Genomic DNA, 21,170 nt, shown 5'->3' on the forward strand with positions numbered 1-21,170 from the left:
GTGTCGAGCTGCTGCCGGCGGGCCCTGTCGTGATCTTCGATGACGATCGCTACTACATGGCGGCGGTCCTGGCCGAGCTTTGCCGCGCGGCGGGCCATGAGGTGGCTCTCGTCACCACCGGCGGGATCGCGGCGTCCTGGGGCTACTACACCGACGAAGCCTGGCGCAGCAATAAGCGCTTGATCGATCTGGGCGTGGAGATCGTCACGAGCCACGCGGTCGGCGGTTTCGATGGCGAGGAAGCCGAGGCCGTCTGCATCTTCTCCGGCAAGACGCGGGCGCTGAGGGCCAAGTCCCTGGTGACCGTGACGGCCCGCGACGCCCGCGATAAACTCTATTACGAACTGCTCGAGGCGGGCGGGGAGGAACTCCGAAGGGTGAAGCGGATCGGCGACTGCTTGCAGCCGGCCCTCATCGCGCACGCGGTCCATGCAGGCCACCGCTTCGCACGCGAGCTGGACCTTTCGCCGGAGGCGGCAGCGGCGCGGCGCGAGATCGTCGAGGTCTAGGCCACGGCGCCCGGAACAAGAGAAGGATTTTCAAGACGATGAGCGTTGAACACGAGGACGAATACTCCGACTCCCTGATCGACTTTCTGGAAGTGGTCTGGGGGGAGGGTTACCTGTCGCCAGGCGGCGCGGAGGAGGTTTCGCGCATCCTTGAAGGCCTGGACATCTCCGGCAAGGAGCTGCTCGACATCGGTTGCGGGTCCGGCGGGATCGCCATCGAGCTCGTCGAGACCTACGGGGCCGGCCACGTGACGGGGATCGACGTCGAAGGTCCGGTCCTGAAGCGCGCGGAGGAGAGGGCCTTGGCCCGGGGTCTCACGGACCGCCTGACCTTCAAGAAGGTCGAGCCCGGCCCCTTGCCCTTTCCCGATGAGAGCTTCGATGTGGTCTTCTCCAAGGACTCCATGATCCACATCCCGGACAAGGAGGCGCTCTTCGCCGACGTCTTCCGCATCCTGCGGCCCGGCGGCTGGTTCGTCGCCAGCGACTGGCTGATCAGCCACGACGGCGAGCCTTCGCCCGAGATGAAGTACTACGTGAAGATGGAGGAGCTTTCCTTCGGCATGGCGTCTCCGGCGCGCTACGAGAAGGCGCTGGCGGCGGCGGGTTTCACCGAAGTCGCCCTCAAGAACCGCAATCCCTGGTACCGCGAGGTCGCCAGGCGCGAGCGCGAGGCCATCGCCGGAGAGCTCTACGATGCCGCCTGCAAGGCTGCCGGAAAAGCGGTGGTGGACAAGAACATCGGCACCTGGGACGCCATGCTCGTGGTGCTGGAGAGCGGCGAGCACTGCCCCCATCACTTGAGGGCGCGCAAGCCCGCCTGAGGCCTCAGCCTTCCTGCTCTGCCAGCATCCCGGCGTTGATCCGGGCGAGCTCGCCGGGCAGGGGCTCCTGCGCCAGCGTGGCGGCGGGAACCTGTTCGCGCACCATGTCGTGGAACTGGCGCACGCCGGTCTCGTAGCTGGAGAGCGGGCCCAGTTCGTAGCCGTGGGTCTCCAGGCCCTGCTGCACGCGGTGGCAGAGCTCGAAGTCCTCCTGCGCCACCTTGCCGTTGATGCGGCCATTGAGATAGCGCAGCAGGCGCATCTCCCGGCGCTTGTCGGGGTGCCCGTAGATCATGGTGCGGATCTTCGCCCGCTTGGGGCCCATGGGCAGGATCTGGAAGAAGTCCAGGCAATCGGGATAAACGTCGATCCCGAGGTTCGGCAGCATGGCGTAGAAGGTCCAGCGCCGGGCCATCTCCTCGGGCCGGTCGTCCAGCGTCTTCAGCGCCAGCGCGCGGTAGGCCCGCTCGCTCCAGCTCCAGTTGTTGCCTTCCTTCAGCTTCAGGCGGGAGACGCTGCCCGAGACGCCCTGTTCATTGCCAAAGCCGCCCAGGTCGTTCTCCAGCATGCGGTGGTAGCCGGGGTGACCGATGGGGATGTGATAGTTCTCCAGGTTGTTGTCGATCGCGACCTTCCAGTTCACGTCCCAGACGTCTTCCCAGCTTTCGTCCAGGCGCTCCATCCCAGCGATGTCGTAGGCGTCGAGCTGATCGCCGATATCGCCCCAGAGCTCGGCGACGCTGGGGCCTTCGCCCGCGACGCGTACGAAGATGAAGCCGTGGAAGACCTCCAGCTCGACAGGCATCAGGCCGTGCTTGTCTTTCTCAAGACCCGGGAAGGTGCCCTCGGCGGGAACCGCCGCCAGCTCGCCGGTCAGCTTGTAGGTCCAGCCGTGGTAGGGGCAGACGAGCCGGCGCGGGCATTCGCCCTTGCCCTCCAGCAGGCGGGAGGCGCGGTGGCGGCAGACATTCTTGAAGGCGCGCAGCTCGCCCTCGTCGTCACGAAGGATCAGGATCGAATCGCGCATCAAGTCGAAAGTGAAATAGGAGCGGGGCCCGGGCAGGTCGCTGACGTGGCAGGCGATCTGCCACGTCTTCAGAATGATTTCCTGGTACTCGAGATCGAGAAGCTCCGCACTGCGGTAGGTCCAGGCGGGCAGTCCGGCGCGCATGGGAGAGTCCCCTGGTTTCAAATTGCTCTCGGATTTGACGGAAGAGATCGCAGGAGAATTTCGCATTTCGGCACCAGACCATTGTTGTATATATATAATTCTTATTATTATTGAACAAACGTATAGTGAAAATCAACGCGTGAGTCAAGCTGGTTCGCCTCTGAGGTGCAAAGAAAGAGCAGCCAAGCATGACCTGGCGGCGTTAGTTGGGAGGTTGAACAGGAGTAGAGTTAGCCGATCTCTACGACCTGGCTTTGTTCGCCCAGGGCATCATCACCTGGAGAGGTTCTTTAGGGAGAGGTCCAAGCAGAAGCCGATGCCGCTGATGATCAGAATCTCGACGAAAATCTCATCGGTGGAAAAGAATCTCTGAGCTTTCAGTATACGGCATGATAATTGCCGAAGAGAGCTTGGACGCCGGGACTATAAAAAAGTGACGAACGATTGGTCGCCAATCCGCTCTGCGAATCTGCGGTTGCATACAGCAAAGATGATGAAATAGCGAAGGCCATTGCAATCATATTCTGGCCCCTCTAAAGATACCATTTACATCTTTCATCGATCGACAGCTTGCCGATGATTTCATCTGGTGAATTTCAAGATTTTACGCCTCAGACTGCGGGCGGTCTGCATGAGCACGCCTGAAGCTATCAGCCGTGCGCTTGCGCAAAACCTAGTCGCGATCCGCAAGGAACGCGCCTACACGCTCGATCAACTCGCTACTCTGGCGAAGGTTAGCAAGGGGATGCTTGTTCAGGTCGAGCAGGGCCGGACCAACCCTTCGATTAATACTCTCTGTCGAATCGCCAACGCACTGAACGTCAGCGTTCCGCGTCTGATCGAGGTTAAAGACGAACCCGAAGTGATGATTGTCTCAATTTCCGAGAGCGCCCACCTCTCGAAATCTGAGAGGGGCAGCCGTGCTACCGCGTTAATGGGATACGAGGGCGGCTCGGTCGTCGAGCTTTGGGACTCGGTGATTGCGCCGAACGACCAGTTTGAGGGCGGGCCGCGCATCACGGGTGCAGTCGAGATTCTCATCGTCTTGCAGGGCGAACTTACGCTCGAACTCGAGGGGCGCAGCTTCTCTATTCCGGCCAACTCTGCGGTTCGTTTCCCCGGAGATTACAAGCACGTCTGCGCCAACAGAGGCGAGGCCGAGTTGCACTTCACCAGGATAACGATTGAGCCAAACAAGCACGCCTTGAAAGCCTGAAGCGCCCGCGCCTCTGCACATTGGAACCTGCTCTATGACGAAATTGGCGCCATCCTCAATGTTAGCAATTACCCGTTTCCAAAAATTTCACGTTCTTCCGCAACTCCTTCCCTTATTGGTGAGGCCTAGATGAAGAGGTCCAGAAACCTGCCATGACCGAAAAGGTTGCCCGGCATTACGCCGGCGGAGTGGACATCGTGGCCGCGATCGAACAGGGCCTTGAGGCTCTTGGCCGATCCACTGGGAGCGTGACCACCCTCGACCTTGCCGCCGTCGACGAGTTCCATATCCGCGGCCGCAAGGCGACCCTGGAGCTTGGGGAGCGCATGAGGCTCGACGCAAGCTCCCATGTGCTGGATATCGGCAGCGGTCTTGGCGGCCCGGCCCGAACCCTCGCCGAGCGATACGGCTGCCGCGTCACGGGGATCGACCTGACTGAGGCCTTCTGCCGGACGGCAGAGGTTCTTTCGGGCTGGGTTGGTCTTGGCGAGCGGGTTTCCTTCCGGCAGGGCGACGCCACCGCCATGGCCTTTGAAGACGGCAGCTTCGACGCGGCCATGACGATCCACGTCGCCATGAACATCGCGGCCAAGGACGCCCTCTATGCGCAAGCAAGGCGCGTCTTGAAGCCGGGCGGCCTCTTCGCGGTCTACGATGTCCTTCAGGGCGAGGGAGGGGAGGTGATCTTCCCGGTCCCCTGGGCGCGGGAACCCTCGATCAGCCACCTCGCCACGCCCGAGGAGATGGAGGCCCTGCTAACCGCTGCCGGCTTCTCGATCCTGGAACGCGAGGACTCGACAGAGGAAAGCCTGGCTTGGTTTCAGAAGAGGCTGGAGGCTCTCCGGAAATCCGGCAAGCCCCCGCTCTCCCTGCAGCTCTTCTTGGGCGATGATCTTCCGGAGATGACCGTCAATCAGGTCAAGAACCTCCAGGAGCGGCGGATCCGCACGGTCACCTACATCTGCCGGGCCTGACGCCCCCTCTACTCGGCCGCCGCCTGGCTGCGGCAATAGCAGGAGGCCTTGATCGGCACCGCGGCGCGCGCCATCGCCTTGTCCAGTTGCAGCTTGATATGGGCCGCCTCAACAGCCTCTCCACGCCGCGTCAGGCATTCATGGAGGCCATGCAAGCTCCAGACGTTGCCCGGATGCTGGCAGGCCCGGCTGAGCGTGGCGTCCAGCCCGAGATCGGCGCGGTAGACCTCCTCGGCCTCTTCCGTGCGCCCTTGGTCGAGCAGAAGGGCGCCCAAGGCGTGGCGCGTCGGCTGCATCCAGCCCCAGGGCTCGTCGTAGGGCAGCGTGTCGTCCAGCTCCACTGACTTGCGCAGATGCTCGAAGGCCTTCTCGTGATCGCCCTTGTGGTAGGCCAGTTCGCCCAGCAGCATCTGCTCGGCCACCATCAGGATGTCGCGGCAGGTGTTGTTGAACAGCATCCGCGTCTCGGGGACGCGCTCGCGCGCTTCCCAAAAGCGGTCGCGTTCGGCCTCGGCCTCGGCGATCTGCTTGGTGTTCGCGTAGGCCACGGCCCGGGAATAGCGCATCATCGCGGTGGTGACGCTGAACAGTTCGGCGTCCTCGGGGAGTTCCTGGGCGAGGATATCCCGCCAGAGTCCAAAGCGGATCAGCACGTGCTGCTTCATGGGGATGAAGCCCTCGAACCAGTCCGCCATGGGCCGGAGCGTATCGGCGGGCAGGGTGTCGATCAGTTCCTGCGCCGCCTCCAGGGCGGGTTCGGGCTGGGCCATGAACATCGCGCCGTAGATCTTGAAGTGATAGTTGTGGCAGCGGTAGACGGAATAGAAGTTCTCCGCGCCCTCGCGCTCCAGGAACTTTCGGTCCGCCAGGATCGCCGTGTGATTGCGCAGCACCACGTTCATGTAGTCGCCGCAGAGCACGTCGATGTGGGTGGGCATGTGAAGCAGGTGTCCGGCGTCGGGCACCAGGGTGCTGAGCCGGTCTCCCTGACGCAGGGCGCGCTCTGGGTGCGGCGACATCTCCATCAGGTGGATGTACATGTGAAGAAGGCCGGGGTGGTCCCAGGCGCCGTCGAGCGCGTCGAAGGCCCGCTCGAGAACCGCGATCGCCTCCAGCGTGTCCGCGCCCTCCGCCGGCTGTCCGCTCGGCAGGTCCCAGAGCTGCCAGGGCGTGCGGTTCATGATCGCCTCTGCGAAGAGCGCCGCGACGTCGAGATCGTCCCGGTACTCGGCATGGACCTTGCGCATGGCCGCCGCGTAGGCGTCGTTCCAGGGGCTGAACTCCTCGATGTCCGGGGAGTCCGGATAGCGGTGGGGCATGGCCTCGATCAGCGCGCGCTCGACCGGTGTTACCTTATCCTTCAGCGCCAGGGCCTTCTTACTGGCCGAGGCTGCGAGAGCCAGCGCTTCTGGCTTCTCCTCCTCCTCGAAGGCCTCCCAGGGCTTGTTGTAGTTGGGGCCGATGCAGTAGGCGACTCCCCAATGCGCCATGGCGCAGTCCGCATCCGCCTCAAGGGCCCTTTCGAAGCAGGCGATCGCTTCTTCGTGGTTGTAGGCGTAGGTCCAGACCAGTCCGCGGTCGAACCAGAGTTGCGCTTCCTCGGAAGAGCAAGTGACCTTCCTCGAATAGCTTCCGAGATCGTAGTAGCCCATGAAACTCTCCCCGATAGAACGCTCCCCTTCGGCCCCAGTCTCGGTTTGGGTTCCTAGATTACTGGAAGATTCACTCATTGCTAAATCAAAAGCCGATGTTGGTTTCCTTGCTGAAACCACCTGGGCCGGGTCGGATATGATTTGACCAGAATCAAAGTTGAATGGGGAAAAGCTTGATACTCTGCTGCTTCTCCACCCCAGAATTCGCCAGGGGTGTAGCAGGATGTCGGCTTGAGGGATTGAGAATCCGAATGAATGCAGATGCTCTGACGAAGGAAGAGGTGGACCCGCGAATCTCTTTCCATGAGGACAGCCAGATCATGGAAGTGAGTTTCCGCGGCTTGCTGCTGTCGAGCCCGGCGGACGTCGGCGCCTTCTACGACAGGATAGAGGAGCGGATCGCCGAGACGGGGGAGGAGTTCTGGTTCTTCCTCGTGAACTACTCGGACGCCCGCATCGAAAGCGGCGCCTGGCTCGCCTTTGCGCGGCGGGGCAAGGAATTGAACCTCGCTCACTCCATGGGCACGGTCCGGTTCGACGCCTCGGAGGCCACGCGCCTTCAGATAGAACGCGATGCCGACACCGAGGCCTTCGACCCGAGCCTTTTCGCGGACCGCGACGAGGCCATCGCCCACCTCCGTTCGCTTCCTTCCAAGCGCCGCCAGCGGCATCTGCGCAGATCCCACTTCACGGCCGATCACCTGCACCACCGGATCAGCTTCCTGACCGGGGAGGAGATCATGGAGGTCGATTTCTCGGCGATGACCTTCGAGAACTCGGCGGATGTGGACGTGGTTTACGATTTCATCGAGCAGCAGATCGAAGAGACCGGGCGGCGCTGGTACTTCCTGGTCAACTACGAGGGCACCAGCATCGAGGCCGCCGCCTGGGTTCAGTACGCGCGGCGGGGCAAGGCGCTCAACGAGGCCTGGTCGCTCGGCTCCGTGCGTTACGCGCCCGGTTCCGAAACCGAGGCGGACATCCGTCTGCGCGCGGAAAGTCAGGACTTCCGCCCAAACATCCGGAACACCCGCGAAGAAGCGCTGGAGCGGATCCAGGAGATGAAGGCCGAAGCCTCCTGAACTCCTGACCCGCTCTTCCAGTTTCCGGTACCGCTTTTCGTTCCATTTTTCTTTTGCCGGTTACATCAACCTGAAACGATAGGTTGGTTACAAAAAACCTGGGGTCTGCGACTCTCGCCAGGCTGGCCTGTCGACTTGCGTTCCTGGCCACGCAAGCCCTCTTTGCAGCCTGATGGATGAGGATGTTCCCACTCCACGAAGATACGATCCTGATGCTGGCTTTGCTTGCGGCCGGCGCCGCCATGGCGGTCTTCATCTCTTGGTATGGACGGGTGATTTCCTGGGCCTGTGCGGCCCTTTTCCTGATCGCTCTGGCTTGGCCGTGGCTCATCGCGTTGGCCCTGGGGCTCGACGCCTATACGACCATGTTGGCGAGCCACTTCAGCGGTCTCAGTCTGCTGGCGGTCACGCTTGGCGCGTTCTGGGGGCTGGCGGCTCGGCGCGTGACCGCGGGCGCGCTGTCGCTGCTGGTCGCCGGCCTTCCCGCGCTCGCCGGGGCGGGCTACGTCCTTGAGCGTCAGCGCGTGCCCGACGCGCCCTGCGCTGAGAGGGCTCTCTTCGATGTTGGCGATCTGAGCCTTGAGATACCCAGAGGCATGAGCGCCCTGTCGGCGGAGGCGAAGGGCGGCCCCGAGCAAGCCTGGGAAGGAAGCTATGGCCCCTGGTCCGGTGCAAAGCCGGAGATCCGGCGGCTCTGCCTTGCTTCGGACGGAGGGCGCAGACCGGTAGAGCTGTTCCATCTCTGGGTCTCGTTCAACTGGTTCAAGAAGGCCCATCGAGAGGCCTGCGAGAGGAATGAGGTTCCCGACGACTTTGCTCCTTACTGCGCGGCGGTCGCCCGCACCGAGCTGACGGTGGTTCAGCTCTACGCCAGGCCTGACGGAATGCCGATCCCGACCCGCAGCCACTTCAACTACGACCAGGTCGTCAGCCGGCTGTCCGCTGGGGAAACCTCGGGGGCCCTGTGCAAGGATTCGACCCTTGGCCCGCAAACCCGCTACTGCACGATCTGGCTGCCGCTCACGCCCGACGTGCTGGCGGTCTCCACGGCCAAGCTGGGGCCGGTTTCGGATGGGGAAACCCCAGTCGCCGATGCGCAGTTGGCGCTGCGAACGCTGCTCGAGCGCCTGAGCCCGCAAGAGGGTCAGTGAGGTCTTGGGATCATCGAGAGGATAGCTGGCTGGGGGACCTGGATTCGAACCAGGGCTGCTCGGGTCAGAGCCGAGAGTTCTACCGCTAAACTATCCCCCAGCAAGGGAGCCGTCTTCGGGCCCTATCCCTCAAGCAAGCGGGGCGGGTCCGGCGGTCGAGCGCGTGATATAGTCCAGGGTCGGGGGACTTTTCAAGCCCCTCCGGGCGTCTTTTTCGCGCCAGGCCCTCGCGGCATTGCATCTTGGGTTCCGCCGTCACTTGCGGTAATCATGTGTCATTGAGTGGTAACAGAGCGTTCGATCCGCGCGCCTTGAGGAGGTCTCGACCTCACCTCAAAGGGCTGGGCGCGGTCGGCGCTCCAAGAGGAGACACTAGAGCAGTGTCCGGATCATCGGCGACCGGGCCGGCGCGGCGGGAGCGCCGGCGTCGGCGTGCCCCGCTTCGTGGCCAGACCTTCGCGGCCATCGACCTGGGGACCAACAACTGCCGTCTTTTGATCGCCCGCCCGGCACGCCGCGGCTTTCGGGTGATCGACTCCTTTTCGCGCATCGTGCGGCTGGGCGAGGGCGTCTCGCGGTCCGGCGAGCTGTCCGAGGCGGCGATCCTGCGCACCATGGAGGCCTTGAAGATCTGCGCCGAGAAGATGGCGCGGCGCGGTGTGACCCACGCGCGCTGCGTGGCGACCGACGCCTGCCGGCGTGCGGCCAATCACAGCCATTTCGTCGAGCGCGTGCGCCGTGACATCGGGCTTCAGCTCGAGGTGATCGGGACCGACGAGGAAGCGCGGCTCGCCCTTCACGGCTGCCTGCCCCTGTTCAGCCCGGAACAGCGCCATGCGCTTCTCTTCGATATCGGCGGCGGCAGCACGGAGGTTTCCTGGGTCGCCTTGCCCGAGAAGCGGAACCGACAGGGCGGCGGCCGCCCCGAGATCGTCGATTGGCATTCGCTGCCCTACGGCGTGGTCAATCTGGCCGAGCGCTACTGCGACGGCCCGGTTTCCTTTGAGGACTATGAGCGCATGGCCGCGGAAATCGCCCAGAACCTCGTGGACTTCGAACAGCGCAACGGTATCAGCGGACGCGTAGAGGCGGGCGAGGTGCAGATGCTCGGCACCTCCGGCACGGTCACGACCCTGGCCGGGGTGCATCAGGAACTGCCCCGCTATCAGCGTCAGCTCGTGGACGGCTACCGCATCGACTTCGACAGCCTGGAGCGCGCGATCCTGAAGGTGGCGGAGATGTCGCTTGAGGAGCGGGCGGCCCATCCCTGCATCGGCCCGGAGCGGGCCGACCTCATGCTGGCGGGCTGCGCGATCCTGCAGGGCATCTGCCGCAGCTGGCCGGTCGGGCGCCTGCGCGTCGCCGACCGAGGGCTGCGCGAGGGCATTCTCCTTGGGCTCATGTCCCAGGCGCGCGCCGAGAGACACCGGGCGGCGGTTCAATGAGCAAGGGCCCGAAGAAACGCGGCGGGAAGGGGCCCGCGACCCGGCCCAGCGGCCGTCAGGCGACGGTCCGCGTCAAGACCGCCAAGGGCCGCAAGAAGTCCTCGACCCGCTGGCTCCAGCGCCAGCTCAACGATCCTTATGTGGCCGAGGCGCAGCGCCTGGGCTACCGCTCGCGCGCGGCCTTCAAGCTGGCCCAGCTCGACGAGAAGTACCATCTGTTGAAGTCCGGCATGAAGGTGGTCGACCTGGGTGCGGCCCCCGGCGGCTGGGTCCAGGTGGCCCAGCAGAAGATCGGCGGACAGGGCAAGGTGGTCGGAATCGATCTTCTGGAGATCGACCCGATTCCCGGCGCGGAGATGATCCTCGGCGATTTCCTGGCCCCGGAAGCGCCGGAAAAACTGAAGAGCCTGTTGGGCGGCCCCGCCAATGCTGTGCTGTCCGACATGGCCGCTTCCTCGACCGGTCACGCGCCCACCGACCATCTGAGGATCATGGCGCTGGCCGAAGCAGCCCTCGATTTCGCCGAGGAGGTGCTGGCGCCCGGCGGCTTCTACCTCGCCAAGGTGCTCCAGGGCGGCAGCGAGCGCGAACTGCTGGAGCGGCTGCGCCTGGCCTTCGAAAAGGTGCGTCACGTCAAGCCGCCCGCCAGCCGTTCGGATTCGGCGGAACTCTATGTGCTGGCGACCGGTTTCCGGGGTGCTCCGGACAAAGAGTGATCGAAGCCCGTCAGACCGCGAGAACTTTGCCGATCTGCTCTTCCAGTTGATCGGGCGTCTGGTGGGTCAGGTCCTTGCTGATTTCCGCGGAGACCAGTTTTGCCACTTGCGGGTCCAACTCGGCGCGCAGATCGCCCAGGGTCTTGGGCGGCGCGGCCAGGACCAGGCGGTCATAGGCGTTGGCCTGATGCGCGGACTTCAGCCAATCGGCCAACTCCTTGGCGAAGGCCTCCTTGGCCTGTTCGTGCCAGTCGGCGCGCGGCGCCATGGCGTGCCGGCCTTCGCCCGCCGAGTCGAAGCTGCGCCCCGGCTTGTCGCTGCCGAGTTCCCGGGTCTTGGGCAAAGGGTTCTCGTGTTCACCGTCGGTCACTTCGGTGAGGCCCTTTCCGACGCCGTTGTTGGCGAAAATCCGGGCTCTGCCGGCGTCCGCGACCAGGATCCAGGTTCGCGTGGGTTTCATGCGCTTAAACTCCCTTCCGTTGCGAATTTCGAGAAATCTTAGCCTTAGGGCTTGCGTTGCGCCCTGATTAGGATCAAAAGAACGCGCCAACCCGTCATGTGACTTTCGCCGGACCGCTCTACATTGGAGTCGGTAGACGGCAGGCTTAATCTGACCTTGGAGTTGGCGCCTCATGGAAATCCGCGAAGCTCTCACATTCGACGACGTGCTGCTGCAGCCCGCCGAGTCCTCGGTGCTGCCCGCAGGCGTCGACACCTCGACCCGTTTGACGCGCTCTATCCAGTTGGGGATCCCGCTGATTTCCTCGGCCATGGACACGGTCACGGAAAGCCGCCTGGCGATCGCCATGGCGCAGGCTGGCGGGCTCGGCGTGATCCACAAGAACCTGTCCGGGCAGGAGCAGGCCGACGAGGTCCGTAAGGTCAAGAAGTTCGAAAGCGGCATGGTTGTGAACCCGGTCACCATCCATCCCGACGAGCCGCTCGCCAACGCGCTGGCGCTGATGGACCTGCACAGGATTTCCGGCATCCCGGTGGTCGAGCGCAACAGCAAGAAACTGGTCGGCATCCTGACCAACCGCGACGTGCGCTTCGCCGAGAACCACAAGCAGCCGGTTCAGGAACTGATGACCCATGAGCACCTGATCACGGTGCGCGAGGGTGTCGACCGCCTGGAAGCCCAGCGTCTGCTCCACCAGCACCGCATCGAAAAGCTGCTGGTCGTGGACGAGGACTATCGCTGCATCGGTCTGGTGACGGTGAAGGACATCGAGAAGGCCCAGATGCACCCCAACGCCTGCAAGGACGAGAAGGGGCGCTTGCGGGTCGCCGCGGCGACCGGCGTCGGCAAGGACGGCATGGCCCGCGCCGAGGCCCTGCTGGACGCCGATGTGGACCTGATCGTGGTGGACACCGCCCACGGCCATTCCCGCGGCGTGCTGGAGGCCATCGGCAACATCAAGCGCCTCTCCAACGCAGCGCAGGTGATCGCGGGCAACATCGCGACCGCCGAGGCCGCCAAGGCCCTGATCGACGCCGGCGCGGACGCCGTGAAGGTCGGCATCGGGCCGGGCTCCATCTGCACCACCCGCATCGTGGCCGGTGTCGGCGTGCCCCAGCTCACCGCCATCATGGAAGTGGTGGCGGAGGCGAAGAAACAGGATGTGCCCGTGATCGCCGACGGCGGCATCAAGTTCTCGGGCGATCTGGCCAAGGCCATCGCCGCGGGCGCCGACTGCGCCATGATCGGCTCCCTGCTCGCCGGTACGGACGAGAGCCCGGGCGAGGTCTTCCTCTACCAGGGCCGCTCCTACAAGGCCTACCGGGGCATGGGCTCGGTGGGCGCGATGGCGCGCGGTTCGGCCGACCGCTACTTCCAGCAGGAAGTGACCGACGCCCTGAAGCTGGTGCCCGAAGGCGTCGAGGGTCAGGTTCCCTACAAGGGCTCGGCCAACAGCATCATCCACCAGTTGGTGGGCGGCCTTCGCGCGGCCATGGGCTATACGGGCAACGCCAGCATCGCCGAGATGCGCGGCGGCTGCCGCTTCGTGAAGATCACCGGCGCGGGCCTGCGCGAAAGCCACGTTCATGACGTCTCCATCACCCGCGAGTCGCCCAACTACAGGACCGAAAGCTGAGCTGAATGACCCCTGCCGCGCGCCTTCAGGGCGCCATCGAGTTGACCGAGGCGCTGCTGCCCCTGGAACGCCCGGCCGATCAGGTCGTCGCTCACTTCCTGCGGCAGCGCCGCTATATCGGCGGCGGCGACCGGCGGCGCATCCTGGAGCTTGCCTATGGCGTGCTGCGCAGCCGCGCCAAGCTGCTCTGGTGGCTGGAGCGGGAGGGATGCCTCCCCGAAGACCAGGCGCTGCGCGCCCGCGCCCTGGTGATCGCCTATCTGGCGCTGGCCGAGGGCTGGAACGCCGATCAGATCGCGGGCAGCTTCGATGGGCAGCGCCACAACCCTGAAAAACTCGAGGCCGCCGAGCGGCAGCTCGCAAAGAACCTGGCGGGCCAGTCGCTGGAGCGCGAGGAACAGCCGCCGCACGTGCTCTTCGAGGTGCCGGAATCGCTCTGGGAGTCCTTCGAGGCGGTCTTCGAGGAGGCCATCGGCGAGGAGTTGCAGGCGCTGCTTCTCGAAGCACCGCTGGACCTGCGCGTGAACCGCGCCAAGGCCAGCCGCGAGCAGGCCGCCAAGGCGCTGGCGAGCGAGGGTATCGCGACCGGGCCGACGGCGCTTTCGCCCTTCGGTCTGCGCGTCGCCGACGGGCGCGCGCCGGTCTCCGCCACCAAGGCCTTCAAGGAGGGGCTGGTGGAGGTGCAGGACGAGGGCTCCCAGCTGATCGCGCTGATGGTCGGCGCGAAGCCCGGCATGCGGGTCGCCGACTTCTGCGCGGGCGCGGGCGGCAAGACCCTGGCCCTGGCCGCGCAGATGGAGAACAAGGGCCAACTGCTGGCCTTCGACGTGCTGAAAGGCCGCCTGGACCGCGCCCAGACGCGCATCCGCCGCGCCGGTTTCCACAACATCGAACGCAAGCTTCTGAAGGACCACCGCGACCCCTGGCTGAAGCGGCGCAAGGGGAAGTTCGAGCGCGTGCTGGTGGACGCCCCCTGTTCGGGCGTCGGCGCCTGGCGGCGCAACCCGGACGCGCGCTGGCGCACCGGCCCTGAAGAGATAGAGCGTCTCAGCCTTTTGCAGGGCGAGATCCTTGAGAGCGCCCAGCGTTTGGTCGAGCCCGGCGGGCGCTTGATCTACGCCACCTGCTCGCTTCTGCCCGAGGAGAACGAGGCGCAAGTCAGCGCCTTCCTGGCCGCCCATCCCGACTTCCACCTCGTAAAGCCGCTGGACGTCTGGCTGGAAGCAGTGGGGGAGCCCTCGGCCTTTCCGGGCGGGGAGGAGGACCTGACCCTCACGCTCACCCCCGCCCGCCACGGCACCGACGGATTCTTCATGGCCGTCATGGAACGCAGCAAGACGAAAGAGGAATAAGCCTGTCATGACCGACCGCATCCTGATCCTCGATTTCGGCTCCCAGGTGACCCAGTTGATCGCGCGCCGCGTGCGCGAGGCGGGAGTCTACTGCGAAATCTTTCCCTTCAACTGCGGCGATGAGCGGGTGCGCGCTTTCGATCCGGCGGCGGTGATCCTCTCGGGCTCTCCTCATTCGGTGACGCTGGAGGACGGCCCCAGGGCGCCGGAGATGGTCTTCGATCTCGGCGTTCCCATCCTCGGCATCTGCTATGGCGAACAGACCATCTGCCAGCAGTTGGGCGGACAGGTCGAGGGGTCGGACCATCAGGAGTTCGGCCGCGCCTTCCTCGACATCGCCGACGACTGCGCGCTCTTCGAGGGGGTCTGGGCCAAGGGGGAGCGTCACCAGGTCTGGATGAGCCACGGCGACCGCGTGGTGCGCCTGCCCGAGGGCTTCCGCGTGGTCGGCACCTCGGAGGGCGCGCCCTTCGCCGCCATCGCCAACGACGCCAAGCGCATCTACGCCGTGCAGTTCCATCCCGAGGTGGTCCACACCCCGGACGGCGCGAAGCTGCTGGCGAACTTCGTCCACAAGGTCACGGGCCTGTCCGGCGACTGGACCATGGCCGCCTTCAAGGAGCAGGCCATCGCCCAGATCCGCGAGCAGGTCGGCGACGGCAAGGTGATCTGCGGGCTCTCGGGCGGCGTCGACTCCTCCGTCGCCGCGGTGCTGATCCACGAGGCCATCGGCGAGCAGCTCACCTGCATCTTCGTCGATCACGGGCTGCTGCGCCTGGGCGAACGCGAGCAGGTCGAGACCATCTTCCGCGACAACTACAACATCCCGCTGGTCGTGAACGACGCGTCCGACCTCTTCCTCGGCAAGCTCGCGGGCGTCGACGACCCGGAGAAGAAGCGCAAGATCATCGGCGCCACCTTCATCGACGTGTTCGAGGCGGAGTCGGAGAAGATCGGCGGGGCCGACTTCCTGGCCCAGGGCACGCTCTATCCCGATGTGATCGAGTCCGTCTCCTTCACCGGCGGCCCTTCGGTCACCATCAAGTCGCACCACAACGTGGGCGGCCTGCCCGAGCGCATGCGCATGAAGCTGGTCGAACCCTTGCGCGAACTCTTCAAGGACGAGGTGCGCGACCTGGGCCGCGAACTGGGCCTGCCGGAAACCATGGTGGGCCGCCACCCCTTCCCGGGGCCGGGTCTGGCCATCCGCATTCCCGGCGCGGTCGACAAGGAGGCCTGCGACATCCTGCGCAAGGCCGACGCCATCTATCTGGACGAGATCCGCAAGGAAGGGCTCTACGACGCCATCTGGCAGGCCTTCGCCGTGCTGCTGCCGGTGCGCACCGTGGGGGTGATGGGCGACGCCCGCTCCTACGACCGGGTCTGCGGCCTGCGCGCGGTCACTTCGACCGACGGCATGACGGCCGACTCCTACCCCTTCGACCACGCCTTCCTGAGCCGCGTGGCGACCCGCATCATCAACGAGGTCCGCGGCGTCAACCGCGTCGTCTACGACGTGACCTCGAAGCCGCCGGGTACGATCGAATGGGAGTAGGGGGACGGGCCGCAAGGCCCTAGTTCACCACCTCAAGCTTCTTCTCGAAGACTCTCAGCGCTTCCTCAAGGGTGGAGGCGCGGCAGAGGGGTTTTGCGCCCATGGCGACGGTGAACTCCTGCTTCTTGCCGCCTTGGCTCACCTGCTTGGTGATGGTGAAGCGGGGGCTTTCCATGGTGTGGCGGAAGATCGAGAAGACGGCGTGGCCCTGGCGGTGATCCAGGGCGTAGTCGCGCCACTCCCCCGTGGCGACGCGGGTGGAATAGAGGGATAGAAGCCGGTTGAGCTCGGGGCGGCTGAAGAAGGTGGTGCGTGCCGCTTTGGGCGGAGCGGCGCCCGGTGCCAGGGACAGGTGGTAGACGGTCGCCATAAGTCGCGCTCACCTCCTCGGTCGCTTCAACGGCCTTTCAATGTTTAGTTTTCATGAAAAAGGGCGTGAGGTCCAGGCGCGATTCGCGTTAGAAACCGCTGGCGAAAGACACGCCTATCCCTTTGCCCGCCGGGGTCTGAATGGCTATAGTCCCCGCGGCGCTCGAAGGGGAGCGGCCAAAGGGGCGGCCAGCAGAACCGCTAAGCGCCTGCGCTTTTAGGAGACCGGAAGACCGTGAGCGATATCTTTCAGGAAGTCGATGAGGCCGTACGGCACGAAGAGTATCTAAAACTCTGGAAGAAGTACCGCTATGCGATCATCGGGGTGGTGCTGGCCATCGTGGCCGCCGTCGCGGGCTACGAAGGCTGGAAGTACTATTCCGCCGAACAGCGCAAAGCCAACTCGGAGCGCTACGCCACCGCCATAGAGGCGCTGAACGGCGCGGACGAGGCCGCGGCGGAATCCGCGCTGGGCGAGGTGGTCGAGGCCGCGCCCTCGGGCTACGGCGTGCTGGCGAGCTTCAGGCTGGCCGAGCAGAAGGACGAGGCCGGGGACACCGCCGGCGCGGTCGCCGACTTGGAGGCGCTCGCGGGCCGTTCCGGCGTTCCGCAGCCGCTGCGCGACATCGCCAGCTTCCAAGCGATCCTCTATCAGGCCGATGAAGGCGATCCGGCCGCGCTGGAAGGCGCGCTGGCGCCGCTGGCCCGCGAGGGTAGCGCCCTGCGTCCCTCGGCTTTGGAGCTGACCGCCTTCCTCGCCCTGAAGCAGGGAGAGACGGCGCGCGCCCGGGAGACCTTCCAACAGCTCGCCGAGGATCCGGCGACGCCCTCGGGCATCCGCCGCCGCGCCACCCAGATGCTGGCCCAGATCGGTGAGTGAGGAGACCCACGCCATGTCGCTGGCCAGGAAGACCGGATACCTCACCGTTCCTTTGACCCTCGGCCTTGCGCTGCTGCTTTCGGGGTGCGGCAACACCTACTTCGGTGATGACGAGGAGGGGCCGCCGCTTCCCGGTGAACGCATTGCAATCTACGAGCTGGAAGGCGGCCTTGAAGCCAACGCCACCGCGCAGCAGATCGAAATCCAGATCCCCCAGGCCCTCGACAACGCCGACTGGCCCCAGGCCGGGGGCAGCACCACCAATGCGCCTGAGCACCTGGCGCTGGGCGGCAACCTCTCGCGCGCCTGGAGCGCCGATGTCGGCTCCGGCTCGGAAGACGAGGCGCGGATCATCACCCAGCCCGTGGTGGCCGACGGCAAGGTCTTCACCTTCGACGCCTTCTCAACCGTCTCCGCCTTCTCCGCCTCCAACGGCAGCCGCCTCTGGCAGCGCGACCTTGAGCCGGAGGACGAAGACGACGGCTTCTTCGGCGGCGGCCTCGCCTATAGCGGCGGGCGTATCTACGTGACCACCGGCTTCGCGCACGTGATCGCGCTGGACGCTGGCAGCGGGGAGGAGGTTTGGCGCCGCTCCCTGCCGACGCCCATTCGCGCCGCGCCAACCGTCTCCAGCGGCCGCATTTTCGTCGTCACCATGAACAGCCAGACCTTCGCGCTCTCGACCGAGGACGGCTCGCAGATCTGGAGCCACCGGGGCATCCAGGAGTCGGCGGCCCTGGTCGGCGCGGCCAGTCCGGCGACCGACGGCCAACTGGTGATCGCACCCTACGCCTCGGGCGAGGTCTACGCGCTGCGCGCCGACAACGGGCGGGTGCTCTGGAGCGATTCCCTCTCGGCCATCCGCCGCACCGATCCCATCGCCGATCTGGCCGGGATTCGCGGACAGCCGGTCATGGCGCGCGGGCTCACAATCGTGATGAGCAACGCCGACCGTTCGGTCGCCATCGCCACGCTTCAGGGGCAGCGCGCCTGGGACATCGAGGCGGGCGGCGTCAACACGCCCTGGCTGTCCGGCAACGCGGTCTTCCTGATCACCAACGACCAGTCCGTGGTCGCGGTTCTGGCGAGTGACGGGCGCGTGCGCTGGGTCACCCAGCTCGAGCGCTACGAGGACCCGGAGGACCGGGAGGGCCCGATCACCTGGTACGGGCCGCTGGTCGCGGGCGGCCGGGTCTTGGCGGTGAGCAGCCACGGCGTCATCGCCCAGTTGTCTCCGCAGACGGGCGAGGTCCTTGGCAGTGTCGAGTTCTCCGGCGACGCGGCGGTTCCGCCCCTCGTCGCGGGGGGCACCCTCTATATCGTGACCGAGGACGGCACGCTGCTCGCCTATCGTTGATCCCGCTCGAGCGCGGGGCCGCTTGAAAGTACGCGAACCATGACCGTCACCATCGCCATCGTCGGACGCCCAAACGTGGGCAAGTCGACTCTGTTCAACCGCCTGATCGGGCGGCGTCTGGCGCTGGTCGACGACCAGCCGGGCGTAACGCGCGACCGGCGCGAAGGCGAGGGGCAGCTCTACGATCTCGCCTTCCGGGTCCTCGATACCGCCGGTCTGGAGGATGTGACCGACGCCAGCCTGGAGGCGCGCATGCGCCGACAGACCGAAGTGGCGCTCGCCGAATCCGACCTGGCGCTCTTCCTGATCGACGCGCGGGCCGGGGTGACGCCCCTGGACGCGCACTTCGCCGAGTTGCTCCGCCGCAGCCCCGCTAAAGTCCTGCTGGTCGCCAACAAGTGCGAGGGGCGCGAGGCCGAAGCCGGTCTGGGGGAAGCCTGGAGCCTCGGGTTGGGAGAGCCGATCGGTCTCTCCGCCGAGCACGCGCTAGGGATCGCCGATCTTCACGATGCGATCACGGCGGCTCTGCCCGAGGAAAAGCTGGAGGCCGCGCGCAAGGCCGCCGAGGAGGGACGCCGCAAGAGCCGCGCCGAACGGCGGGCCGAGAGCGAAGCCGCGGCGGAAGCCGGGGCGGAGGCGAAGGCAGCCGCCGAGGAGGGGGAGGAGGAAGAGGGCTTCGATCCGATCCCGGAAGGCCAGCCCGACCTGCTGCCGGACCAGCCGCTCTACGGGCCGTTGCAACTGGCCATCGTCGGCCGCCCCAACGTCGGCAAGTCGACGCTGATCAACAACCTGCTCGGAGAAGATCGCTTGCTGACCGGGCCGGAGGCCGGCATCACGCGCGACTCCATCTCGGTCGATTGGCAGTACAAGGACCAGCCCTTCCGCTTGGTCGATACCGCAGGCCTGCGCCGCCGGGCCAAGGTGACCGACCGGGTCGAGCGCCTCTCCGCCGCCGACACCAAGCGCTCCATCGACTTCGCCCAGGTGGTGGTGCTGTTGCTGGACGCGCAGGAAGGGTTCGAGAAACAGGACCTTTGGATCGCCGGGCAGGTGATCGAGGAGGGCCGGGGCCTTGTGATCGGTCTCAACAAATGGGACGCGGTGGAGGATCGGGACGAGACGCTGCGCGCCGTGCGCGACAGGCTCATTCGCTCCCTTCCTCAGATCAAAGGCGTTCCCGTCGTTCCTATTTCAGGACTGGCAGGAAAAGGCTTAGAGAAGCTTCTTAATGTAGTGCTTGAGGTTTATGACCTCTGGCAAAGCCGCATCTCGACCTCGAAGCTGAACGAGTGGCTCTCCGAGATGACCGAGGCGCATCCGCCGCCCATGGCCCAGGGCCGCCGGATCAAGATCCGCTTCATGACCCAGGTGAAGACCCGTCCGCCGACCTTCGCCCTCTGGGTGTCGCGGCCCAAGGACCTGCCTGAGAGTTATCTGCGGTATCTGGAGAACGGGCTGCGCCAGGCATTTGACCTTCCCGGCATCCCCTTACGCTTTTATATGCGCAAGGGCGAGAACCCCTATGCCGGCCGGCGCAAGAAGCGCTAGCGGCGGGGCCTAGAGGTCGATCACCTCGCCGTTGCGGGTTTCCCCGGGCAGGGCGAGTTCAACGAAAGTCTCCGCGATCTCTTCGGGCGTCTTCACGCCTTCGGGATCCTCGGTCGGGTAGGCGGCGGCGCGCATCGAGGTGCGGGTCGCGCCGGGGTTGACCAGGTTGACCTTGATGTTGGTTTTCGCCAGTTCGCCCGACCAGTCGCGCACCAGGGACTCAAGCCCGGCCTTGCTGACGGCGTAGGCACCCCAGTAGGGCCTGACACCCCTGGCGGCACCCGATGTCAGGAAGATGGCCCGCCCGGCCTCAGAGCGCTTCAGGAGCGGCTCCAGGCTGCGGATGAGGCGGTAGTTGGCCGTCAGGTTCACGTCGATCACCTGCTGCCAGACTTTCGGCTCGATGTGGCTGGTGGGGGAGAGGGCGCCGAGAAGCCCCGCGTTGCCGACCAGAACGTCGAGCTTTCCAAAGCGCTCGTAGAGCGATGCGCCGAGCCGGTCGATGGCGTCGAAGTCGCGCAGGTCGAGCGGCACCAGAACCGCTGGCGGGGCGCCTTCGGACCGCACGGCGTCGTCCATTTCCTCCAGCGCGCCGACGGTGCGGGCCAGCAGGATCAGCTGCGCGCCCTCCTGGGCGTAGGCCTTGGCGATGGCCGCCCCGATCCCGCGCGAAGCGCCGGTGATCAGGGCGAGGCGTCCGGCCAGGCGTCCGCCCTGGCTCGTCTGGGGCTCTTGCGTCTCGCTCATTGTCTTTCCTCTTTGATCCGGGACCGCGCCCGGAAGGCCAGTCCGCGCCGCGCCGCCGCGACGAGGCCGAGCCCTAATAGCAAACCGAGGGCGGCATAGGCAAAGCCTTCCGGCGTCACCGGCAGGGCGGGTTGATAGCGGCTGAGCGTCGCCTCCGCGATGGCGGCGTCGCCCCAGGCGGCAAAGCTGAAGGGCCGCTCCCACACGGCCGCCCCGGCCAGGGCGTCATAGGCGGCCTGGAGCTGCGCGCGATCTTCCAGCAGGCTGGCGGCCAGATCCCCGGCCTTGGAGACCGTCTCGTCGGGAGACGCTTTGAGACGCGAGACATAGGCCTCCGCGCTCAGCCCCAGCTCGGCCGCCAGGGCGTCGAGCCGCCCGGCTTGCAGGCGCGCCTGATCCAGGCGGCCTCCCAGACTTTGCAGATACTGGGCGTAGAAGCTGGGGAACTGGCTCGATGCGGCGGCGCCCGCTCCGCCGCCCAGCAGCTGCGGCAAGCGGAAGACGAGGGCGCGGAGCATGACGG

The 21,170-nt window shown here is 65.7% G+C and carries 20 protein-coding genes and 1 tRNA gene; 14 read left to right on the top strand and 7 right to left on the bottom strand.

Translation table 11 applies throughout. From position 1 onward, the window contains the following. On the top strand, positions 1 to 509 hold a 509-nt coding region (locus P8X75_02875), incomplete at its 5' end, for an NADH:flavin oxidoreductase (GenBank protein ID MEJ1994143.1). Positions 510 to 547: 38 nt separating this feature from the next. Further along, positions 548 to 1,333, top strand: coding sequence for a methyltransferase domain-containing protein (locus tag P8X75_02880; protein MEJ1994144.1), 786 nt, complete (start codon positions 548 to 550; stop codon positions 1,331 to 1,333). Between the two features lie 4 nt (positions 1,334 to 1,337). Here the strand turns inward: P8X75_02880 and P8X75_02885 are convergent, their stop codons facing one another. Continuing rightward, positions 1,338 to 2,504: an aromatic ring-hydroxylating dioxygenase subunit alpha gene (locus tag P8X75_02885; GenBank protein MEJ1994145.1), complete on the bottom strand. Its 1,167-nt coding sequence runs from the start codon at positions 2,502 to 2,504 to the stop codon at positions 1,338 to 1,340. A 631-nt stretch (positions 2,505 to 3,135) separates the two neighbouring features. Here P8X75_02885 and P8X75_02890 point away from each other — a divergent pair. Both P8X75_02890 and P8X75_02895 read left to right on the top strand, forming a co-directional pair. After that, positions 3,136 to 3,720 carry a helix-turn-helix domain-containing protein gene (locus P8X75_02890; protein MEJ1994146.1) on the top strand — a complete coding sequence of 195 codons (585 nt, stop codon included), beginning with the start codon at positions 3,136 to 3,138 and terminating at the stop codon, positions 3,718 to 3,720. 152 nt (positions 3,721 to 3,872) lie between these two features. Beyond that, positions 3,873 to 4,694: a class I SAM-dependent methyltransferase gene (locus P8X75_02895; GenBank protein MEJ1994147.1), complete on the top strand. Its 822-nt coding sequence runs from the start codon at positions 3,873 to 3,875 to the stop codon at positions 4,692 to 4,694. A gap of 8 nt (positions 4,695 to 4,702) precedes the next feature. Here the strand turns inward: P8X75_02895 and P8X75_02900 are convergent, their stop codons facing one another. Then, a complete protein-coding gene (locus tag P8X75_02900) occupies positions 4,703 to 6,346 on the bottom strand; it encodes a tetratricopeptide repeat protein (GenBank protein MEJ1994148.1) in 1,644 nt (547 codons plus the stop codon). A 251-nt stretch (positions 6,347 to 6,597) separates the two neighbouring features. Between P8X75_02900 and P8X75_02905 the strand changes: the two genes are divergently transcribed. Continuing rightward, positions 6,598 to 7,428 (top strand): hypothetical protein, encoded by an 831-nt coding sequence (locus P8X75_02905; protein ID MEJ1994149.1) that lies wholly within the window; start codon positions 6,598 to 6,600, stop codon positions 7,426 to 7,428. Positions 7,429 to 7,640: 212 nt separating this feature from the next. Then, positions 7,641 to 8,579, top strand: a complete 939-nt coding sequence (locus tag P8X75_02910; GenBank protein MEJ1994150.1) for a hypothetical protein — start codon at positions 7,641 to 7,643, stop codon at positions 8,577 to 8,579. A gap of 26 nt (positions 8,580 to 8,605) precedes the next feature. On the opposite strand, the gene P8X75_02915 is transcribed toward P8X75_02910, so the two are convergent. Further along, a tRNA-Gln gene (locus P8X75_02915) sits at positions 8,606 to 8,679 on the bottom strand. Positions 8,680 to 8,959: 280 nt separating this feature from the next. Between P8X75_02915 and P8X75_02920 the strand changes: the two genes are divergently transcribed. Both P8X75_02920 and P8X75_02925 read left to right on the top strand, forming a co-directional pair. Further along, a complete protein-coding gene (locus P8X75_02920; protein MEJ1994151.1) occupies positions 8,960 to 10,024 on the top strand; it encodes a Ppx/GppA phosphatase family protein in 1,065 nt (354 codons plus the stop codon). After that, a complete protein-coding gene (locus tag P8X75_02925) occupies positions 10,021 to 10,740 on the top strand; it encodes an RlmE family RNA methyltransferase (GenBank protein ID MEJ1994152.1) in 720 nt (239 codons plus the stop codon). Before P8X75_02920 ends, P8X75_02925 begins: the two co-directional genes overlap by 4 nt. A gap of 10 nt (positions 10,741 to 10,750) precedes the next feature. Here the strand turns inward: P8X75_02925 and P8X75_02930 are convergent, their stop codons facing one another. Further along, positions 10,751 to 11,200: a host attachment protein gene (locus P8X75_02930; GenBank protein MEJ1994153.1), complete on the bottom strand. Its 450-nt coding sequence runs from the start codon at positions 11,198 to 11,200 to the stop codon at positions 10,751 to 10,753. A gap of 172 nt (positions 11,201 to 11,372) precedes the next feature. Here P8X75_02930 and guaB point away from each other — a divergent pair, with 172 nt between their 5' ends. The 3 genes from guaB to guaA are packed head-to-tail and all read left to right on the top strand — an operon-like array spanning position 11,373 to position 15,743. Beyond that, the gene (gene guaB / locus P8X75_02935) at positions 11,373 to 12,836 is read left to right on the top strand and encodes an IMP dehydrogenase (protein ID MEJ1994154.1); all 1,464 of its coding nucleotides are present in this window, start codon (positions 11,373 to 11,375) and stop codon (positions 12,834 to 12,836) included. Between the two features lie 5 nt (positions 12,837 to 12,841). Then, positions 12,842 to 14,188: an RsmB/NOP family class I SAM-dependent RNA methyltransferase gene (locus P8X75_02940; protein MEJ1994155.1), complete on the top strand. Its 1,347-nt coding sequence runs from the start codon at positions 12,842 to 12,844 to the stop codon at positions 14,186 to 14,188. Positions 14,189 to 14,195: 7 nt separating this feature from the next. After that, complete coding sequence (gene guaA / locus P8X75_02945; GenBank protein MEJ1994156.1) at positions 14,196 to 15,743, top strand: glutamine-hydrolyzing GMP synthase; 1,548 nt, start codon at positions 14,196 to 14,198, stop codon at positions 15,741 to 15,743. Between the two features lie 19 nt (positions 15,744 to 15,762). Here guaA and P8X75_02950 read toward each other — a convergent pair whose 3' ends face one another. Then, the gene (locus P8X75_02950) at positions 15,763 to 16,113 is read right to left on the bottom strand and encodes a DUF2794 domain-containing protein (GenBank protein MEJ1994157.1); all 351 of its coding nucleotides are present in this window, start codon (positions 16,111 to 16,113) and stop codon (positions 15,763 to 15,765) included. A 234-nt stretch (positions 16,114 to 16,347) separates the two neighbouring features. On the opposite strand from P8X75_02950, the gene P8X75_02955 reads away from it, so the two are divergent. The 3 genes from P8X75_02955 to der are packed head-to-tail and all read left to right on the top strand — an operon-like array spanning position 16,348 to position 19,900. Then, entirely contained in the window at positions 16,348 to 16,992 is a 645-nt protein-coding gene (locus P8X75_02955; protein MEJ1994158.1) for a tetratricopeptide repeat protein, read from the top strand. A 13-nt stretch (positions 16,993 to 17,005) separates the two neighbouring features. After that, complete coding sequence (locus P8X75_02960) at positions 17,006 to 18,349, top strand: PQQ-binding-like beta-propeller repeat protein (protein MEJ1994159.1); 1,344 nt, start codon at positions 17,006 to 17,008, stop codon at positions 18,347 to 18,349. A gap of 39 nt (positions 18,350 to 18,388) precedes the next feature. After that, positions 18,389 to 19,900: a ribosome biogenesis GTPase Der gene (gene der / locus P8X75_02965; GenBank protein MEJ1994160.1), complete on the top strand. Its 1,512-nt coding sequence runs from the start codon at positions 18,389 to 18,391 to the stop codon at positions 19,898 to 19,900. Positions 19,901 to 19,909: 9 nt separating this feature from the next. On the opposite strand, the gene P8X75_02970 is transcribed toward der, so the two are convergent. Continuing rightward, positions 19,910 to 20,647 carry an SDR family NAD(P)-dependent oxidoreductase gene (locus P8X75_02970; protein MEJ1994161.1) on the bottom strand — a complete coding sequence of 246 codons (738 nt, stop codon included), beginning with the start codon at positions 20,645 to 20,647 and terminating at the stop codon, positions 19,910 to 19,912. Then, the gene (locus tag P8X75_02975; protein ID MEJ1994162.1) at positions 20,644 to 21,165 is read right to left on the bottom strand and encodes a DUF2937 family protein; all 522 of its coding nucleotides are present in this window, start codon (positions 21,163 to 21,165) and stop codon (positions 20,644 to 20,646) included. Before P8X75_02975 ends, P8X75_02970 begins: the two co-directional genes overlap by 4 nt. Between the last annotated feature and the right edge of the window lie 5 nt (positions 21,166 to 21,170).

Source organism: Limibacillus sp. (assembly GCA_037379885.1).
In the GTDB taxonomy this organism is placed as follows: Bacteria; Pseudomonadota; Alphaproteobacteria; order Kiloniellales; family CECT-8803; genus JARRJC01.

Bases quoted from the DNA above. Each gene is read 5' to 3' on its own strand.
- P8X75_02970 (MEJ1994161.1), bottom strand. From the start codon at position 20,647: ATGAGCGAGACGCAAGAGCCCCAGACGAGCCAGGGCGGACGCCTGGCC.
- P8X75_02950 (MEJ1994157.1), bottom strand. From the start codon at position 16,113: ATGGCGACCGTCTACCACCTGTCCCTGGCACCGGGCGCCGCTCCGCCC.
- P8X75_02925 (MEJ1994152.1), top strand. From the start codon at position 10,021: ATGAGCAAGGGCCCGAAGAAACGCGGCGGGAAGGGGCCCGCGACCCGG.
- guaB (MEJ1994154.1), top strand. From the start codon at position 11,373: ATGGAAATCCGCGAAGCTCTCACATTCGACGACGTGCTGCTGCAGCCC.
- P8X75_02910 (MEJ1994150.1), top strand. From the start codon at position 7,641: ATGCTGGCTTTGCTTGCGGCCGGCGCCGCCATGGCGGTCTTCATCTCT.
- P8X75_02895 (MEJ1994147.1), top strand. From the start codon at position 3,873: ATGACCGAAAAGGTTGCCCGGCATTACGCCGGCGGAGTGGACATCGTG.
- P8X75_02930 (MEJ1994153.1), bottom strand. From the start codon at position 11,200: ATGAAACCCACGCGAACCTGGATCCTGGTCGCGGACGCCGGCAGAGCC.
- P8X75_02880 (MEJ1994144.1), top strand. From the start codon at position 548: ATGAGCGTTGAACACGAGGACGAATACTCCGACTCCCTGATCGACTTT.
- P8X75_02975 (MEJ1994162.1), bottom strand. From the start codon at position 21,165: ATGCTCCGCGCCCTCGTCTTCCGCTTGCCGCAGCTGCTGGGCGGCGGA.
- P8X75_02960 (MEJ1994159.1), top strand. From the start codon at position 17,006: ATGTCGCTGGCCAGGAAGACCGGATACCTCACCGTTCCTTTGACCCTC.
- P8X75_02890 (MEJ1994146.1), top strand. From the start codon at position 3,136: ATGAGCACGCCTGAAGCTATCAGCCGTGCGCTTGCGCAAAACCTAGTC.
- der (MEJ1994160.1), top strand. From the start codon at position 18,389: ATGACCGTCACCATCGCCATCGTCGGACGCCCAAACGTGGGCAAGTCG.
- P8X75_02940 (MEJ1994155.1), top strand. From the start codon at position 12,842: ATGACCCCTGCCGCGCGCCTTCAGGGCGCCATCGAGTTGACCGAGGCG.
- guaA (MEJ1994156.1), top strand. From the start codon at position 14,196: ATGACCGACCGCATCCTGATCCTCGATTTCGGCTCCCAGGTGACCCAG.
- P8X75_02905 (MEJ1994149.1), top strand. From the start codon at position 6,598: ATGAATGCAGATGCTCTGACGAAGGAAGAGGTGGACCCGCGAATCTCT.
- P8X75_02900 (MEJ1994148.1), bottom strand. From the start codon at position 6,346: ATGGGCTACTACGATCTCGGAAGCTATTCGAGGAAGGTCACTTGCTCT.
- P8X75_02885 (MEJ1994145.1), bottom strand. From the start codon at position 2,504: ATGCGCGCCGGACTGCCCGCCTGGACCTACCGCAGTGCGGAGCTTCTC.